We start from the raw sequence: 15,457 nt of genomic DNA, 5'->3' as shown, positions 1-15,457 counted from the left end.
GATGGCGCAGGAGAAACTTCCCGGCTGGCACGGCACCACCATCCTGGCGGTGCGGCGCGGCGGCAAGGTCGTCGTCGCCGGCGACGGCCAGGTCAGCGTCGGCCAGACGGTGATGAAGGGCACGGCGCGCAAGGTGCGGCGGCTGAAGCCCGGCGGGCATGACGTGGTGGTGGGCTTCGCCGGCTCGACCGCCGATGCCTTCACCCTGCTCGAGCGGCTGGAGAAGAAGCTGGAGGCGGCGCCGGGGCAGCTGGCGCGGGCCTGTGTCGACCTGGCCAAGGACTGGCGCATGGACAAGTACCTGCGCAATCTCGAGGCCATGCTGATCGTCACCGACGGGCGCGAGATCTTCGTGGTGACCGGCGCCGGCGACGTGCTGGAGCCCGAGCATGACGTGGCCGCCATCGGCTCGGGCGGGAACTATGCCCTGGCCGCGGCGCGCGGGCTGATGGAGAGCGAGCTGGATGCCGAAGCGGTGGCGCGGCGCGCCATGGCCATCGCCGCCGACATCTGCGTCTATACCAATGGCAACCTGACGGTCGAGGTCCTGGGGTAAGGGGGGCGTTGCCCCCCATCGCCTGCGGCGACTCCCCCCAGGATATTTACGCAAGAAAGAAGCTGGTCAGGCGCCTTCCTTTTCCGCGAGCCCCGTGAGGAGCGCCATGCGCCCGGCCGCGAAATCGCCCGGCTGCGGGGCCAGGCCGGACATTGCCCGCACGAAGAACTGGCGGAAATCCTGCGCCTGGAGGCAGAAGGCCAGCAGCTTCACGCCCTGCGCCGGGTGGACCAGCGCCAGCGGCAGCACCGTGCGTTCGCTGCGGTTGTCGTGCAGGTCGGTATAGCCGAAGGCGACCGGCGTGCTGGCGGCGATGGCGTCGTGCAGCAGCGCGAGATCGGCTTCGGCCGCCGCGGGCATGTCGGGGCGGTAATGCGCTGCCGGGCGCACGTCGAGCTTGCGGTAGAGGCGGAAGAGCAGCGCGCCCTCGGGGTCGCTTTCGGCCAGCCGCGCCGCCGTCGCCTGCGCCGCCGCCGCGCCGACCGGGTCGCCGCGCTGGCCGGCCAGCGCCAGCCCGCGCAGTGCCGCGTCGCGCAGCCCCGGGTCCATGGCCGGCGGGATCGCAGCCTGGCTCCGGCCGGCGCCGATGCCAAGCGCGGCGGTTCCGGCGGCAAGGCCGCGCGCCAGGGCGCGGCGGGTCAGCATCGGGGCATCGGGCAGGTCGCGACCGGGTCGCATGGTTCCGGTTCCTTCATGTTTGCGGAAAAGGCGACCAGACTGGCGCGTGGCGGCGTTTCTGTCCAGCCGCTTGGTTGAAACGCCGCTGCGCCGGATTTAAGTGATGCGCGAATGATACAGGAGTCCCCGATGTCCGACCTGACCCCGCGCGAGATCGTGTCCGAGCTGGACCGGTTCATCATCGGCCAGAAGGACGCCAAGCGCGCCGTGGCCGTGGCGCTGCGCAACCGTTGGCGGCGCCGGCAGCTGGGCGATGACCTGCGGGACGAGGTCTATCCCAAGAACATCCTGATGATCGGCCCGACCGGCGTCGGCAAGACCGAGATCAGCCGCCGGCTGGCCAAGCTGGCCCGCGCCCCCTTCCTGAAGGTCGAGGCGACCAAGTTCACCGAGGTCGGCTATGTCGGCCGCGACGTCGAGCAGATCATCCGCGACCTGGCCGATGCCGCCATCGTCGAGACCCGCGAGCGCATGCGCGAGGCGGTCAAGGCCCGCGCCCACAAATCGGCCGAGGATCGCGTCGTGGCTGCGCTGGCCGGCGAGGGCGCGCGCGAGCAGACCAAGCAGATGTTTCGCGACAAGCTGAAGCGCGGCGAGCTGGACGACACCGTGATCGAGCTGGAGGTGCAGGACAATTCCAACCCCTTCGGCATGATGGAGGTGCCGGGCCAGCCCGGCCAGCCGATGGGCGGCATGATGGACCTGTCGGGGCTGATGAAGGCCTTTGGCGGCCGGCGGGTGCGGCGCAAGGTCACCGTCTCGGAAAGCTATGAGCTGCTGATCGCCGAGGAGGCGGACAAGCTCTTGGACGACGAGGCGGTGAAGGCCGCCGCGCTGGAATCGGTGCAGGAAAACGGCATCGTCTTCATCGACGAGATCGACAAGGTGGCGACGCGCACCGATGCGCGCGGCGGCGACGTCTCGCGCGAGGGGGTGCAGCGCGACCTGTTGCCCTTGATCGAGGGCACCACCGTCAGCACCAAATACGGGCCGGTGAAGACCGACCATATCCTGTTCATCGCCTCGGGGGCGTTCCACATCGCCAAGCCCTCGGACCTCTTGCCGGAATTGCAGGGCCGGCTGCCGATCCGGGTCGAGCTGCGCGCCCTGACCGAGGAGGATTTCATCCGCATCCTGACCGAAACCGACAACGCCCTGACCCGGCAATATACCGCGCTGATGGCGACCGAGGGCGTCACCGTCACCTTCGCCGAGGACGGCGTGCGGGCGCTGGCGCGGATCGCGGCCGAGGTCAACGGCTCGGTCGAGAACATCGGCGCGCGGCGGCTTTACACGGTGATCGAGCGGGTGTTCGAGGAGCTGTCCTTCAGCGCCCCCGACCGCTCGGGCGAGTCCGTGCTGGTCGATGCCGGCTTCGTCGAGACGCATCTGGGCGATCTTGCGCGCTCGACCGATCTGTCGCGCTATGTGCTCTAGGTGCTCAGTCCCGGCATTTGGTGGATCGGATTGACGATGAATTTGTCTGGCTCCGAAGTCCAGACCTTGCAGATCTATTCGTAGGGCGTGGGGCCGGTGAGGGTCTTGAGCCTGCGCGCGAAGTTGTAGGCCGCCATGACGTCGGCGAGATGCGTCTGCAGTGGATCGTGGCTGTCGTAGTGGAAGCGTTTGACGTTCAGCGGGAAAACGATCCCTGGATCGTTTTCTGATCCGCTTCACCCTTCTTGATGGTGCGGTTCATCCGCTCGACCTGCCCATTGGTCCATGGATGATTGATTCTGGCGAGTCTGTGTTCGATGCCGTTCTCGTCGCAGACACGCCCGAAGATGTGGTGGAAAGCGTATTTGTGGCGGGCATGGTTGGTGAACTGGACGCCGTTGTCTGTCAGCACCGTATGCCGTCGGTAGGGAACGGCGGCAACCAGATCACGTAGAAATTGGGCGGCGGCCATCTTGCCGGCCTTTTCGACCAGCCGCGTGAAGCAAACTTGCTGGTCCGGTCTATGACCAAGTGCAAAGCCGACCGCGTCAAATGGGGGATCGACGGCTGTAGGGCATAGAGGCAGTCGTCCAGAGGCAGCAGGCTATGGCGCCGGAAGGCTATCACCATCGCTTCCTCGTCTTCGGTCAGCGTCGTTGACCGTGGTGCTTTCGGCCCGGTTCAGATCTTCGACGCTCTGGCGCTTGCGCCACTTAGCCACTGTCTTCGGGTTGATGCCGAGCTCCCGGCTCAGCGCCGCGAGAGAAGCTTGCGATCATTCGGGCCAGCCTCGGACCAATGGCGGGTCGGCCTTCATTATTGCTGCTCGGATAGCGTGCGTGGTCGGGCGCTCCCGTGGCGAACCTGTCCCATAGGGCCCCTCCGTTCCTGAGAAAGGATCGCACCATCAAACCATGGGATCAAACAACTAGCGGAACCGGCAGGCGCTTTCGCCGTTGTGCTGGCGGATAACGGACGAGGGCGCCCCATGAGCTATATTCTCGGCATCATCATCTTCGCTTTGGATGTCTGGGCGATCGCCTCGATCATCAACACCAACGAGACGACCACGACCAAGCTGATCTGGATCGCGCTGGTCGCCATCCTGCCGGTGGTCGGGCTGATCATCTGGTGGCTGGCCGGACCCAAGGCAAAATACGGCTAGGGCTTTTCGACCCGCCCGCGTGATGGCATGTTGCCCCGGATCGACAGGGGGACGGCATGCCGAGGCGGCTGATGATCGGACTGGTGCTGGCCGTGGCGGCCTGCGCGCCGCGCGGCGCGATCACCCTGGCGCCCGAGGCCGCCGGGATCGGCACGGTCGAGCGGATCTATGTCGCCAGCAACCGGACCCTGCAGGACAGCCGGCAGGAGGGGGTCAGCTTCGGCAGGGTCGATGTCTCGGTCCCGCCGCAGCGGCGGCCGGGAACCATCACCTATCCGAAAAAGGGCGCGACGCCCGATCCGCAGACGGATTTCCTGGTCTCGGATTATCGGCGGTTCGCCCGGCCCGAGGATTTCCGCGCCGACCTGCGGCGCGCCGTGGCGGAAAGGCCGCGCGGGGATCGAGATGTTGTGTTGTTCGTGCATGGCTACAACAACACCTTCGCCGAGGGCCTGTATCGCTTTGCCCAGATCGAGCGTGACCTGAAGCTGCCGGGGGTGCCGATGCATTTCTCGTGGCCGTCGCGCGGGCAGCCGCTGGCCTATGCGGGGGACCGCGACAGCGTGCTTTATTCCCGTGACGGGCTGGCGCGCAGCATCCAGATCGCGACCGAGGCGGGCGGCGGCAAGGCGATCCTGGTCGCGCATTCCATGGGCGCGCTGCTAATGATGGAGAGCCTGCGCCAGATGGCCATCGCCGGCGACCGGCGCACGCTGGACCGGATCGGCGCGGTGGTGCTGCTGTCGCCCGACATCGACGTCGGCGTGTTCCGCAGCCAGGCCCGCGCCATCGGCAGGCTGCCGCAACCTTTCATCATCTTCACCTCGGGCCGGGACCGGGCGCTGAACCTGTCGGCGCTGATCTCGGCCGAGCCGGTGCGGCTGGGCAACCTGACCGATGCGCGGGCGGTGGCGGACCTGCCGGTGACGCTGGTCGACGTCGGCGCCTTCAGCAGCGGCGACGGGCATTTCAACGTCGCCACCTCGCCCGCGCTGATGCGGATCCTGAGCCAGGCGCGAGAGCTGAACACCGTATTCTCGTCGGATGTGGCGGGTGGGGTCGGGCCGCTGACCCAGACTGCGCTGCGGGTCGAGCGGGCGGCGCAGGTCGTGATCTCGCCCGGTTTCTAGCGGCGCAGGTAGACGTAATAGGCGCCCTCGCCGCCATGGCGGCGATGCGCGGGACGGATCTGCAGCACCACCTGGTTCAGCGGCGGCATGTGCAGCCAATGCGGCACGTTGTGGCGCAGCGCGCCGGGGCGGACGGGCAGGGGGGCGTCGGGCCCGCCCTCGCGGCCCTTGCCGGTGATGACCAGCACCAGCCGCCGGCCCTCGGCCCGGGCCTGCAGGATGAAGCGGGTCAGCACCGGCTGGGCGATGTTCAGCGTCATGCCATGCAGGTCGATGCGCGCCTCGGGGGCGAGCTTGCCGCGGGTCATCTGGCGATGGGTCTTGTGGTCCATGCGCAGCGGCTGGGCATGGACCATGGCCGGCGGCGAAGGCGACAGTGCGACGCGGCTTGCGGGGGCGGCTGCCAGCTTGCCGATGCGCAGGTCATGCAGCGAAAGCGGCGGCGGCGCGACCGCGCGGGGGGCTTGCGGCGGCGGGGCCAGGGTTTCGGGCAGCGGCGGCTCGGGCTTGCGGCCAGGATGCATGGGCACGGCGCTGGCCGCGACGCGCGACCACAGGGCCTTGTCCTCGGCCGAGAGTCCGCGCCGCTTCCTTGCCATGGCTCAGGCCGTGGCGACCAGTTGCCAGTTCGGATCGTCCTCGCCCATGCGCCGGGCAAAGGTCCAGATGTCGCGCTGCTTGCGGGCCGATTTCGGGTCGCCGTCGACGACATTGCCCTGGGCGTCGCGGGTGGCGGCGATCATCTCGCCGACGAAGCGGACCGAAAGCTCGGCCATGCCGGTGGCGGGAGTGAATTCGGCGCTGGCCAGCGCGGTTTCGCGGGTGCCGAGGAACTGCGCCTCGGTGGTCAGCCCGCGCGCCTTGCGGTCGGCGATGACGCTGTCGAAGGCCTCGGCCACCGGCGGCGCAAGGAAGCCGCGCACCTCGGCAATGTCGCCGCGCTCGAAGGCCATCAGGATCATCTCATAGGCGGATTTGGCGCCGGCCAGGAACGGGCCGACGGCAAAGTCGGGCTCGGCGCGTTTCATCTGCGCCAGCGCCTGGGCGGTCGGGCTGCCCGGTTCGGCATGGTCGGCGATGTCGCTGTCGCCGGGCTCGGCCGTGCCCTCGATCACGTCGAAGCGCTTGCGCGGCGCCGGCTCCTCGGGAAGGCTCGGCGTCTCGAACCCGTCGCGCGTGCCCAGGACGCCACGCAGGCGCAGGATCAGGAAGACGGCGATCGCGCCCAGGACGAGCAGTTGCAGCAGGGGGTTCGACATGGGCGGGCCTGACAATCTTTGTAACGGCGGTTTGGATGCTTATGTAGGGTGAGCACCGGCCCAAGTCCAGTTTGGCGCCGGAAAATGGAAGACTTGGGAGAGAGTTTCGCATGTGGCTGCTGTTGCCTTTCGTGATCCTGCCGATCGTCGAGATCGCGCTGTTCATCCAGGTGGGCGGCCTGATCGGCGTGCTGCCGACGCTGGCGCTGGTGCTGGGCTCGGCGGTGCTGGGCGCGGCGGTGATGCGCCGCCAGGGCGCCCGCGCCATGCTGGACCTGCAGCAGGCGATGCAGGAGTTCCGCGACCCGGCCCGGCCGATGGCGCATGGCGCGCTGGTGATGATCGCCGGCCTGCTGCTGATGGTGCCCGGCCTGCTGACCAGCGCCATCGGGCTTTTGCTGCTGATCCCCGGGGTGCGGGCGCTGCTTCTGCGCTGGATGGGCCGGCGGGTCACGGTGGCCTCGGCCGGCTTCGGCTATCCGCCGCGCTTTCCCGACGCCGACCTGGGTGCCGATCCGGCCGGGTTTCGCCCGGCCCGCGGCTGGCCCGACGAAGGCGTGATCGACGGCGAATATTCCGTGCAGGACGACCCGCCCGCCCCGGTGCGCGAAGGCCTGACCGACCAGTCCGCGCCGAAACGCCCCGGCACCTCGGGCTGGACGCGGCATTGAGCGCCCGGCGCCGGGGTGCTAGAACCCCGGCAAATCCGAGGAGAACGCAATGAGCGACGAGACCAACAATGCCGCCGCGCCCGACGGCCAGGCGCCCGAGGCCCAGGCCGGCGTGCGGCTGCAAGTGCTGACGCAATACATCCGCGACCTGTCGTTTGAAAACGCCGTCGCGCAGAAGGGCCTGCCCTCGGGCGAGGTGCAGCCCGAGATCAGCGTCCAGGTCAGCCTCGACGCCCGCAAGCGTCCGGCCGATCACCAGTACGAGGTGATCAGCAAGTTCCGCGTGCAATCGACCAATGCTTCCGACAAGTCGCCGATCTTCCTGTGCGAGCTGGACTATGGCGGCATCTTCCACGTCGAGGGCGTGCCCGAGGACCAGCTGCACCCGTTCCTGATGATCGAATGCCCGCGCATGCTGTTTCCCTTCGTGCGGCGCATCGTCTCGGACATGACCCGCGACGGCGGCTTCCCGCCCTTCAACATGGACCCGATCGACTTCGTGGCGCTGTATCGCCAGGAGATCGCCCGCCGCATGCAGGCTGAACGGCCGGCCGACCAGCCGCTGTCCTGAGCGTGTTCACTTCTGCGTGATCCCGGGTCCGTGGCGGAGGCGTCGCGGGCCCTTCTTCGTGCCGCAACCGGAGAAAGAGCGATGGCGAAAGCCGCGAAACGGGCCTGGCAGCGGATGCTCTCGGGGCGCCGGCTGGACCTCTTGGACCCGACGCCGATGGATATCGAGATCGCCGATATCGCGCATGGCCTGGCCTTTGTCGCGCGCTGGAACGGCCAGACCCACGGCGACTGGGCCTATAGCGTCGCCGAGCATTCGCTGCTGGTCGAGCAGATCCACGCCCGCACCGAGGCCGGGGCCGAGCCCCGCTGGCGCCTGGCGGCGCTGCTGCATGACGCGCCGGAATATGTCATCGGCGACATGATTTCGCCGGTGAAGGCGGCGCTGGGACGCGAATATGGTGAAATGGACTCGCGCCTGGCGGCGGCGATCCATCGGCGCTTCGGATTGCCGGCGCAATTGCCGGCGCCGGTCAAGCGTGCCATCAAGCGCGCCGACCGGATCTCGGCTTGGCTGGAAGCCATTCAGATCGCCGGTTTTTCCCGAACCGAGGCGGATCGGCTGTTTCCGGTTCACGATCCCGGCCTGTTGCAGGGGCTGGAGATAAGGCTGCGGCCGCCGCGCGAAACCCGTGCCGCCTATCTGGCGCGATTTGACGAATTGCTCGCGGAAATCGACCGGTCAGGGCATTAAAAAACCCCGCGGTTTTCCGCGGGGTTTCAGGTTCAGATTTCCAGGTCTTCCAGCTTTTTGCCGCTGTCCAGGGCTTCCTGCACCCAGCGCGGCTTGCGTCCGCGCCCGGTCCAGGTCGCCGAGGGATCCTGGGGATTGGCATATTTTGCCGCCACCTTGCTGCGCGCCGGTCGGGCGGCGGTCAGTTCGGCCAGATTGAAGCCGAATTCACGCGCCGCGCTTTCGACGGCGGCCAGCGCCTCGCGTTTGCGGCGATCCTCGAAGGTGGAAATGGCGCGGTCCAGCTTGTTGCGCAGTTCACGCAGTTCTTTCAGGGACATTGCGTCCAGATCAACGGTCATATCGGCATCCCGGTTTTGTTGTGCCCCCAATATTTGCATTCCGCTCGGAATTGCAAATGTTTTCGAGGGCGCCGTTATTAACGCGGGCTGCGCTTGGCCAAAATCCGCTGCAATGTGCGGCGATGCATATGCAGCCGTCGCGCGGTTTCGCTGACATTGCGGTCGCATTGTTCATAGACGCGCTGAATATGCTCCCAGCGCACCCGGTCGGCCGACATCGGCGTTTCCGGCGGCGGCGGCAGCGTTTCGCCGCGCGCCAGCAGGGCGCGGGTGACGTCATCGGCGTCGGCGGGTTTCGACAGATAATCCGTGGCGCCCATTTTCACTGCCGCGACCGCCGTGGCGATGGCGCCATATCCAGTCAGCACGACGATGCGGGCATCGGCGCGGGTTTCGCGGATCGCATCGACCACGTCCAGCCCGTTGCCATCTTCCAGCCGCAGGTCGACCACCGCAAAGGCCGGGGCCTTTTCGGCCAGAAGCGCGCGCGCCTCGGCCACCGAAGCGGCACGGCTGACGGCAAAGCCGCGCTTTTCCATCGCCCGGGCCAGCCGGGTCAGAAAGATCTCGTCATCGTCGACCAGCAGCAGGCTGGGGTCCGGTCCGATCTGGTATTCCTCGGCCATATCGCTTTCGCCTTTGATTTTGGATTTGCTTAGGCGGTTTTTCAGGCCTGGTCAAACATGGCGCCAATTCGTGCCCGGTCCGCGCATTGATTGCCGCCGGTCGCCGCCCTATCAAGGTCGAAGCCCCCGAAACCGGAGACCCTGCGTGCCCCTTGGCCTCGTTTCCCGCCGCATCGACCTTTTGCCCGGCCAGCCGGGACCCGAGCCGATCCGGCTGCGCACCCTGATCCTGCTGCGCTGGGTCGCCATCGCCGGGCAATTGGCCGCGGTGGGCGCGGCGCTGGCGATCGGGGCGAAATTCTCGCTGCCGGCGGTCCTGGCGGTGATCGGCCTTGCCATCGCGCTGAACCTGGCGCTGTCGCTGCGCCCCGGCCGGCGCATCACCGCGCGCGAGGCGGCCTGGCAGCTGGGCTTCGACCTGGCGCAGATCGCGGCGCTGCTGGCGCTGACCGGCGGGCTGGAAAACCCCTTTGCGCTGCTGCTGCTGGCGCCCGTCACCATCACGGCGACCGCCTTGCCGGGCCGGCACCTGCTGGCCCTGGGCGTGGCGACCTTCGTCATGGTGACGCTGGCGGCGGTCTTTGCCCAGCCACTGACCTTCCGGCCGAGCCGGCTAGCGCTGCAATATCCGCTGCTGGTCGGGCATTGGTTCGCCATCGTCATCGGCGCGCTGTTCTTCGCGGCCTATGCGCGGCTGGTCGCGGCCGAGGTCAGCGCCACCTCGGACGCGCTTTTCGCCGCGCGCATGGCGCTGGAGCGGGAACAGAAGCTGCAGACCCTGGGCGGCGTCGTCGCCGCCGCCGCGCATGAGCTGGGCACGCCCCTGGCCACGATCAAGCTGGTCAGCGCCGAGCTTTCGGACGAGCTGGCCGAGGCGCTGCCCGATCGCGACGACCTGGCCGAGGATCTGGCGCTGCTGCGCCAGTCCGCCGACCGCTGCCGCGACATCCTGAAATCCATGGGCGCCTCGGGCCGCGACGACCTCTTGATCCGCTCGGCGCCGCTGTCCGAGGTGTTGGCCGAGGCCGCCGCCCCGCATCGCGACCGGCGCGCGCAGATCGTGCTGGACAGCGCCGCGGCCGACCCGATCGTGCATCGCGACGCCGCGGTCATCCACGGGCTGCGCAACCTGATCCAGAACGCCGTCGATTTCGCGGCCGAGCGCGTCACCGTGCGCACCGGCGCCGACCGGCGCGAGATCTGGCTGCGCATCAGCGACGACGGCCCGGGCTTTCCCCCGACGCTGCTGCCGCGCATCGGCAGCCCCTTTCTGACCACCCGCCCCCGCGCCGAGGACGGCCGCAGCTACGAGGGCATGGGCTTGGGCCTGTTCATCGCCAAGGCGCTGCTGGAACGCTCGGGCGCGCGGCTGCGCTTCGGCAATGGCGCGCAGGGCGCCGAGGTCACGGTGATCTGGCCGCGCGAGCTGATCGAGACCGACAACCGCGGCGCCCTGGGGCGAAACCCCGAAATTCTCGGCTGAATTCGGCGCCCGTTAACCACTTCTTAAAATATCGCGCTATAGTTGAACGGGTGGGTCCATGATGGGTTGTTGCGATGGTTGCGCATTTCCTGATCGCCTTTGCTGCCGCGGCGCTGGCCGTCGGCCTGGCGCTGCTGCTGATGCGGCAGCTTGAGCGGCGCTTCGGCGGCGCCGGTCCGGCGCGTGGCCTGGAACGCGGGATCGAGCCGATCGTCTTCCTGTTCCGCAACCAGGTGCTGATCGATGCCACCGGCCCGGCCCGGGCGCTGCTGGCGACGCTGCCCGGCCAGGGCGACTGGCAGGGCCTGGCCAGCTGGCTGGCGATGCGCCTGCCGGATTTCGGCGCGCTGCTGCCCGATCTTTCCGGCGCCGCGCGGCTGGAGTTCAAGGAACGCGCCGAAGGGCATCCGCTGCGCCTGCTGGCCGAGGATCTGGGCGAAGGCGTGATCCGCCTGACGCTGGCCGATCCGGCGGCCGAGAATGCCGGCATCCTGGTCGATTCGCTGTCGCTGGGCGTCATGGAGCAAGAGCTCGAGATCCTGCGCAGCACCATGGACCATTCGCCGATGCTGGCCTGGCGCCAGGACCGCCAGGGCCAGGTCACCTGGGCGAACTCGGCCTATATGGACCTGGCCGATGCCCGGCTGCCCGACCAGACGCAATGGCCCCTGCCGCAGATCGTCGACCTCAGCGCGCGCCCGGCCAGCGGCGGCGGCGCCCGGCGCATCCAGGTCGACCATGACGGGCAGAGCCGCTGGTATGATTGCCACGTGCACGAGGTTGCCGAGCAGACCGTCGCCATCGCCCTGCCCGCCGATGCCGCCGTCCGGGCCGAGCGGGCGCTGCGCGAATTCGTCCAGACCCTGACCAAGACCTTTGCCGACCTGCCCATCGGGCTGGCGATCTTCGACCGCGACCGCAATCTGCAGCTGTTCAACCCGGCGCTGATCGACCTGACCGGGCTCGCCACCGGCTTCCTGACCGCGCGCCCGACGCTTTACGCCTTTCTGGATCGCCTGCGCGAGGCGCGCATGGTGCCCGAGCCCAAGGATTACCGCAGCTGGCGCAGCCAGATGGCCTCGCTGGAAGCGGCGGCGTCGTCGGGGCATCATGTCGAGATGTGGTCGCTGCCCGGCGGCCAGACCTATCGCGTCACCGGCCGGCCGCATCCCGATGGCGCCGTGGCCTTCCTGTTCGAGGACATCACCTCGGAAATCTCGCTGACCCGCAAGTTCCGCGCCGACCTGTCGCTGGGCGCCGAGGTGCTGGATTCGCTCGAGGACGCGGTGGTGGTCTTTGCCGCGAATGGCGAGCTGCTGATCTCGAACCGCCGCTATGGCGAGCTTTGGGGTGCCGCCGCGCCGGCGACGCTGGACGACCATATCGCGATCTGGACCCAGGCTTGCGGGCAAAGCCCCGGCCTTGCCGCGCTGCGCGAGGCGCTGCATGCCGCGCTGCCCGACCAGCCGGTGCGCGGCGCGATGGCCGGCCCGGCCGGCGGCCTGCTATCCTGGGGCCTGCGCGGCCTGTCGGGCGGGCGGCTGCTTCTGAGCTTTGCCGCGCCGATGCCGACGCCGCCGCTTGCGGTCGAGCCGCCGGCCAGGACCGCGCTGGCGGATCCGGCCGAGACGGCGCGGCTGCGCCGCAGCATGAGTGGATGAAATCTCCCTTGCCTCCGGACCCGCCCTGCGCTTCCCTGCGCCGGATCGCAGGAGGCTGGGCATGATGGATAAGGCGCGACAGGACGGCAGCCGGCCGGTGGTCCCGGACGTCGTGGCCGGGCGCCGCGTGCTGTTCGTGATGGCGCTCGACTCCGAATACGGGCCGCAGCTGCGGGCCCGCATCGCGCCCTTGATGACCGGCGTCGGCCCGGTCGAGGCCGCCGTCGTGCTGAGCACCGCGCTTGCGCGGCTCGAGGCCCGGGGCGCTTTGCCCGAGCTAGTGGTCTCGCTGGGTTCGGCCGGCTCGCGCCAGCTGGAACAGCTGCGGGTCTATCAGGTCTCGGCGCTGGAATATCGCGACATGGACGCCTCGCCCCTGGGCTTCGCGCGCGGCGAGACGCCGCTTCTGGGCCTGCCCGCCCGCCAGCCGCTGCCGCATCGCATCCCGGGCCTTGCCGAGGCGAGCCTCGCCACCGGGGCCAGCATCGTCAGCGGCGCGGGCTATGACGCGGTCACGGCGCAGATGGTCGACATGGAGAGCTATGCGGTGCTGCGGGCCTGCCAGCGCTTCGGCCTGCCGCTGATTGGCCTGCGCGGCATCTCGGACGGGGCCGAGGAGCTGCGCCAGCTGTCCGACTGGACGCAATATCTGCATCTCGTCGATGAAAACCTGGCCGAGGCCGTGGATCGGCTGGGCGAGGCGCTGGCCTCGGGCGCACTGGTGCTGCCAGCGACCGACGCCTAATCCTTGGCGTCGGCCAGCACCGGGGCGGAAGACGGTGCGCAAGGGTCACCGGGCGGTGTCGTGACCTCGCCGAACGCCTATCGCGCCCTCTTGCGGCGCCGGCAAACAGCTGGCCCCGGGCCTCCAAGCGGTGGCCGCGTTGGGCTCCTCTCATTCCGCAGGGCGGAGGCGCCAGGCGCCGCGCATTGCAGTCCGGGCGCTCGTCCTGCGCCAGCCGTCAGCGCCGATCCGGGGCTCGTGATTGGCGCAAGGCGCCCCCCAGCGGTGCTGCTGACGTGCAGACGGGCGCTTGCCTTGGCGCAGCTTGCGCCATTCGTCGCTCGGCTGGCCCATGACCGAATGCCAGGCGATAGCCGGGTTCCTCACCGCGGCTCCAGACGCCTCGGATTTGCCGGGGCCATCGCCTGTCCTCGGGCCCGATCCGCACCGGGCTCGCGATCGGCGCGAGGCGCAGCGCAATGGGATCACCCAGCGGTGCTGCCGCCAGACCAAGTCGAACCGTCCAGACGCCGCCTCGCATCAACGGGAGTTAAAAATGCTCGCATGACACCTGGGAGCACGCTGGCGCTGGCCCTGGCCGGCTGCAGCGGCGTCGCCCTTGCCGCCGACCCCGCGCTGGACCTGGTCGCGGCGCCGGCACGGCCAAGACCTTGCCCAGAGCACGCCGCGCGGTGGCTGCCTCTCGGGCGACGATGCCGCAATTCAGGCGCCGGGATTCGCCTGGCTCAGTCGTCGGCGCCGATCAGCATCTGGCCCTCGGGCCAGCGCAGCGTGGTGCTCAGCGTGATGACCTGCTCCTCTCCGGCGGCGATGCTGCGGTTCCAGACCAGCAGCCCGCGCTTGCCCTCGGGGTCGGTGGCGTCGGGCGCGGGGTCGGCGCGCCAGTCGATGCGCAGGTCCTTCTGGGTCGAGACCGGCACCCGGTCGATCACCCGCAGCGGCCACTCCTCGGCGGTCAGGTTGCGGATGCGCAGCTCGGCCACCTCTTGGCGTTCCGAGGATTTCGAGATCAGCCCGCGCGCGCCCTCGGTCTCGTCGGGGGTGCGGTGTTCCAGCTTGATGCCGGTCAGCGGGCCGAAGCCCAGCTTCATCTTGTCGCCGGCGGCAGTCAGTTCCAGCCCGCCGCGCCCGACCAGGGCGCCGTCCGCGTAAAAGCTGGCGCTGCCGGGCAGGATCACCGCGCCGGTCGAATTCACCGTATCGGCCACCAGATAGGCGGTGTCGTCGCGTCGCGGCACCGCCTCGGCCACCACCTCGGGGGTCAGCTCATGCGAATCCAGCGGCAGGCGCAGCGCATCGGCGCCGTCGCGCAGCGTGACCGGAGTCGGGTAGTCATAGACCACCGTCTCGCCGACCACGCCCGCCAGGGCCGATCCGGCGACGGCGGCTTCGTCCAGCACCACCGGCTCGACCGCGTAGCGCTCGGCGGAATCCATCGCCGCCTCGGCCATCGGCGCGGCCGAGCGGCTGTAGAGCCTGGCCTCGTTCTCGCCGATGCGGGGGAATTGCGGCTGCAATTCGCTGGGCGCCGACTGGTCCATCGGCCGGGCGGTGGACAGCAGTAGATGCACGCCGGACCAATCCTCGCCGGTGTTCTGCCGCACCAGCAAGCCGCGATCCAGGCGCAGCTTGCCTTCCTTGCGGGCCAGCGACAGGTCGTAGACCGGCTGCCAGCTGGCGTCGCCGGTCAGGCTGGTGATGCGGATGCGCGCCGGCTGGCCCTGGCCCTGGACCGCGACGACCAGCGCGCCGCGCGCCGATTCCGGGCCGCGCAGCGCCTCGAGCCGGGCCTCGGCGGTCTCCAGCCGCTCCTCCAGGTCCTCGCGGCCCTGGTCGGCGGCTTCGGCCTCGGCCTCGGCGCGGATCGCGGTCTGGCGCGCCTGCAGCAATTGCTGGCCGACCGTGCCCGACAGGGCGGCGATGTCATTGCCGGCCATGCCATCGGATTCCGCCAGCTTCATCAGGAATTCGATCAGGTCCTCGGCCGCCTCGCCCTGGGCCTTGATGCCGGAGACGCGGGATGCGTGCGCCGAAAGCTCGGATTTCAGCTGCCGGACCCGATACTCGGCCGCGGCGAGCTCGGGCGATTTCGCCGGCGTTTCGGGCAGGGCGCGTTCCTGCTGGAAGCCGACGGCGCCAATCACCGCGCCTTCACCGCTGATGCGCAGGCTTTCCGGGGCCACGCCCTCGGGGATGCCGGGGATGACCAGCTCATGCGCGCCGGCGGGCAGGTCGAGCGCCGCCTCGCGGGTGACGCCGGCGCCCCAGGGATAGACGGTGACATCGGTCACGCGCGCCGTGGTCTCGATGCGGTCGGCAAGCGCGGGGCCGGCGAACAGGATGGCGGTGGAAAGCAGAAGATGACGCATCGGACCCCTCGTTGATAACGGCCGACAGGGTCCGCGACGCGGGCGCGAAATGCAAGAGGGCGCCCCAAGGCG

16 protein-coding genes and 1 pseudogene are annotated in these 15,457 nt (G+C 69.2%); 10 read left to right on the top strand and 7 right to left on the bottom strand.

Annotated elements, in window-relative coordinates; genetic code table 11:
- Position 1: 1 nt before the first annotated feature.
- A complete protein-coding gene (gene hslV / locus ASV56_RS08445) occupies positions 2-556 on the top strand; it encodes an ATP-dependent protease subunit HslV (RefSeq protein WP_062561582.1) in 555 nt (184 codons plus the stop codon).
- 66 nt (positions 557-622) lie between these two features.
- Here the strand turns inward: hslV and ASV56_RS08440 are convergent, their stop codons facing one another.
- The gene (locus tag ASV56_RS08440) at positions 623-1,234 is read right to left on the bottom strand and encodes a WYL domain-containing protein (RefSeq protein WP_062561581.1); all 612 of its coding nucleotides are present in this window, start codon (positions 1,232-1,234) and stop codon (positions 623-625) included.
- Between the two features lie 129 nt (positions 1,235-1,363).
- Between ASV56_RS08440 and hslU the strand changes: the two genes are divergently transcribed.
- Positions 1,364-2,671, top strand: coding sequence for an ATP-dependent protease ATPase subunit HslU (gene hslU / locus ASV56_RS08435; RefSeq protein WP_062561580.1), 1,308 nt, complete (start codon positions 1,364-1,366; stop codon positions 2,669-2,671).
- Here hslU and ASV56_RS08430 read toward each other — a convergent pair.
- A pseudogene (locus ASV56_RS08430) lies at positions 2,668-3,544 on the bottom strand (IS481 family transposase). The gene hslU and the pseudogene ASV56_RS08430 overlap by 4 nt on opposite strands.
- A gap of 115 nt (positions 3,545-3,659) precedes the next feature.
- On the opposite strand from ASV56_RS08430, the gene ASV56_RS22675 reads away from it, so the two are divergent.
- Together ASV56_RS22675 and ASV56_RS08425 are read left to right on the top strand one after the other, a co-directional pair.
- Entirely contained in the window at positions 3,660-3,836 is a 177-nt protein-coding gene (locus tag ASV56_RS22675; protein ID WP_082724765.1) for a PLDc N-terminal domain-containing protein, read from the top strand.
- 56 nt (positions 3,837-3,892) lie between these two features.
- Entirely contained in the window at positions 3,893-4,966 is a 1,074-nt protein-coding gene (locus tag ASV56_RS08425; RefSeq protein WP_062561579.1) for an alpha/beta hydrolase, read from the top strand.
- On the opposite strand, the gene ASV56_RS08420 is transcribed toward ASV56_RS08425, so the two are convergent.
- Positions 4,963-5,565, bottom strand: a complete 603-nt coding sequence (locus tag ASV56_RS08420) for a Smr/MutS family protein (RefSeq protein WP_062561578.1) — start codon at positions 5,563-5,565, stop codon at positions 4,963-4,965. The two genes, ASV56_RS08425 and ASV56_RS08420, sit on opposite strands and share 4 nt — an antisense overlap.
- A 3-nt stretch (positions 5,566-5,568) precedes the next feature.
- On the bottom strand, positions 5,569-6,225 hold the full coding sequence (locus tag ASV56_RS08415; protein WP_062561577.1) for a Tim44/TimA family putative adaptor protein: 657 nt from the start codon (positions 6,223-6,225) through the stop codon (positions 5,569-5,571).
- Positions 6,226-6,335: 110 nt separating this feature from the next.
- Between ASV56_RS08415 and ASV56_RS08410 the strand changes: the two genes are divergently transcribed.
- The 3 genes from ASV56_RS08410 to ASV56_RS08400 all read left to right on the top strand — a co-directional run bounded on the left by ASV56_RS08410 (position 6,336) and on the right by ASV56_RS08400 (position 8,160).
- Positions 6,336-6,896 carry an FxsA family protein gene (locus tag ASV56_RS08410; protein ID WP_062561576.1) on the top strand — a complete coding sequence of 187 codons (561 nt, stop codon included), beginning with the start codon at positions 6,336-6,338 and terminating at the stop codon, positions 6,894-6,896.
- A gap of 49 nt (positions 6,897-6,945) precedes the next feature.
- Positions 6,946-7,467 carry a protein-export chaperone SecB gene (gene secB, locus ASV56_RS08405; protein ID WP_062561575.1) on the top strand — a complete coding sequence of 174 codons (522 nt, stop codon included), beginning with the start codon at positions 6,946-6,948 and terminating at the stop codon, positions 7,465-7,467.
- 81 nt (positions 7,468-7,548) lie between these two features.
- Entirely contained in the window at positions 7,549-8,160 is a 612-nt protein-coding gene (locus ASV56_RS08400) for an HD domain-containing protein (RefSeq protein WP_062561574.1), read from the top strand.
- A 32-nt stretch (positions 8,161-8,192) separates the two neighbouring features.
- Here the strand turns inward: ASV56_RS08400 and ASV56_RS08395 are convergent, their stop codons facing one another.
- Positions 8,193-8,501 carry an H-NS histone family protein gene (locus ASV56_RS08395; RefSeq protein ID WP_062561573.1) on the bottom strand — a complete coding sequence of 103 codons (309 nt, stop codon included), beginning with the start codon at positions 8,499-8,501 and terminating at the stop codon, positions 8,193-8,195.
- A gap of 77 nt (positions 8,502-8,578) precedes the next feature.
- Positions 8,579-9,127 (bottom strand): ActR/PrrA/RegA family redox response regulator transcription factor, encoded by a 549-nt coding sequence (locus ASV56_RS08390; protein WP_062561572.1) that lies wholly within the window; start codon positions 9,125-9,127, stop codon positions 8,579-8,581.
- A gap of 145 nt (positions 9,128-9,272) precedes the next feature.
- Here ASV56_RS08390 and ASV56_RS08385 point away from each other — a divergent pair, with 145 nt between their 5' ends.
- The 3 genes from ASV56_RS08385 (at position 9,273) to ASV56_RS08375 (ending at position 13,016) form a co-directional block, all read left to right on the top strand.
- Positions 9,273-10,610, top strand: a complete 1,338-nt coding sequence (locus ASV56_RS08385) for an ActS/PrrB/RegB family redox-sensitive histidine kinase (protein ID WP_172823739.1) — start codon at positions 9,273-9,275, stop codon at positions 10,608-10,610.
- A 74-nt stretch (positions 10,611-10,684) separates the two neighbouring features.
- Positions 10,685-12,271, top strand: a complete 1,587-nt coding sequence (locus tag ASV56_RS08380) for a PAS-domain containing protein (protein WP_062561571.1) — start codon at positions 10,685-10,687, stop codon at positions 12,269-12,271.
- A 61-nt stretch (positions 12,272-12,332) separates the two neighbouring features.
- Complete coding sequence (locus tag ASV56_RS08375) at positions 12,333-13,016, top strand: 5'-methylthioadenosine/S-adenosylhomocysteine nucleosidase (protein ID WP_062561570.1); 684 nt, start codon at positions 12,333-12,335, stop codon at positions 13,014-13,016.
- A 725-nt stretch (positions 13,017-13,741) separates the two neighbouring features.
- Here the strand turns inward: ASV56_RS08375 and ASV56_RS08370 are convergent.
- On the bottom strand, positions 13,742-15,385 hold the full coding sequence (locus ASV56_RS08370) for a DUF4139 domain-containing protein (RefSeq protein ID WP_062561569.1): 1,644 nt from the start codon (positions 15,383-15,385) through the stop codon (positions 13,742-13,744).
- Positions 15,386-15,457: the final 72 nt, after the last annotated feature.

It is taken from the genome of Paracoccus aminovorans, from assembly GCF_001546115.1.
Lineage (GTDB): Bacteria > Pseudomonadota > Alphaproteobacteria > Rhodobacterales > Rhodobacteraceae > Paracoccus > Paracoccus aminovorans_B.
This window is presented reverse-complemented; position numbering and strand designations above follow the sequence as displayed.

What these genes read in the sequence shown, in the direction of transcription:
- hslV (WP_062561582.1), top strand. Translation starts at nt 2, where the DNA reads ATGGCGCAGGAGAAACTTCCCGGCTGGCACGGCACCACCATCCTGGCG.
- ASV56_RS08440 (WP_062561581.1), bottom strand. Translation starts at nt 1,234, where the DNA reads ATGCGACCCGGTCGCGACCTGCCCGATGCCCCGATGCTGACCCGCCGC.
- hslU (WP_062561580.1), top strand. Translation starts at nt 1,364, where the DNA reads ATGTCCGACCTGACCCCGCGCGAGATCGTGTCCGAGCTGGACCGGTTC.
- ASV56_RS22675 (WP_082724765.1), top strand. Translation starts at nt 3,660, where the DNA reads ATGAGCTATATTCTCGGCATCATCATCTTCGCTTTGGATGTCTGGGCG.
- ASV56_RS08425 (WP_062561579.1), top strand. Translation starts at nt 3,893, where the DNA reads ATGCCGAGGCGGCTGATGATCGGACTGGTGCTGGCCGTGGCGGCCTGC.
- ASV56_RS08420 (WP_062561578.1), bottom strand. Translation starts at nt 5,565, where the DNA reads ATGGCAAGGAAGCGGCGCGGACTCTCGGCCGAGGACAAGGCCCTGTGG.
- ASV56_RS08415 (WP_062561577.1), bottom strand. Translation starts at nt 6,225, where the DNA reads ATGTCGAACCCCCTGCTGCAACTGCTCGTCCTGGGCGCGATCGCCGTC.
- ASV56_RS08410 (WP_062561576.1), top strand. Translation starts at nt 6,336, where the DNA reads ATGTGGCTGCTGTTGCCTTTCGTGATCCTGCCGATCGTCGAGATCGCG.
- secB (WP_062561575.1), top strand. Translation starts at nt 6,946, where the DNA reads ATGAGCGACGAGACCAACAATGCCGCCGCGCCCGACGGCCAGGCGCCC.
- ASV56_RS08400 (WP_062561574.1), top strand. Translation starts at nt 7,549, where the DNA reads ATGGCGAAAGCCGCGAAACGGGCCTGGCAGCGGATGCTCTCGGGGCGC.
- ASV56_RS08395 (WP_062561573.1), bottom strand. Translation starts at nt 8,501, where the DNA reads ATGACCGTTGATCTGGACGCAATGTCCCTGAAAGAACTGCGTGAACTG.
- ASV56_RS08390 (WP_062561572.1), bottom strand. Translation starts at nt 9,127, where the DNA reads ATGGCCGAGGAATACCAGATCGGACCGGACCCCAGCCTGCTGCTGGTC.
- ASV56_RS08380 (WP_062561571.1), top strand. Translation starts at nt 10,685, where the DNA reads ATGGTTGCGCATTTCCTGATCGCCTTTGCTGCCGCGGCGCTGGCCGTC.
- ASV56_RS08375 (WP_062561570.1), top strand. Translation starts at nt 12,333, where the DNA reads ATGATGGATAAGGCGCGACAGGACGGCAGCCGGCCGGTGGTCCCGGAC.
- ASV56_RS08370 (WP_062561569.1), bottom strand. Translation starts at nt 15,385, where the DNA reads ATGCGTCATCTTCTGCTTTCCACCGCCATCCTGTTCGCCGGCCCCGCG.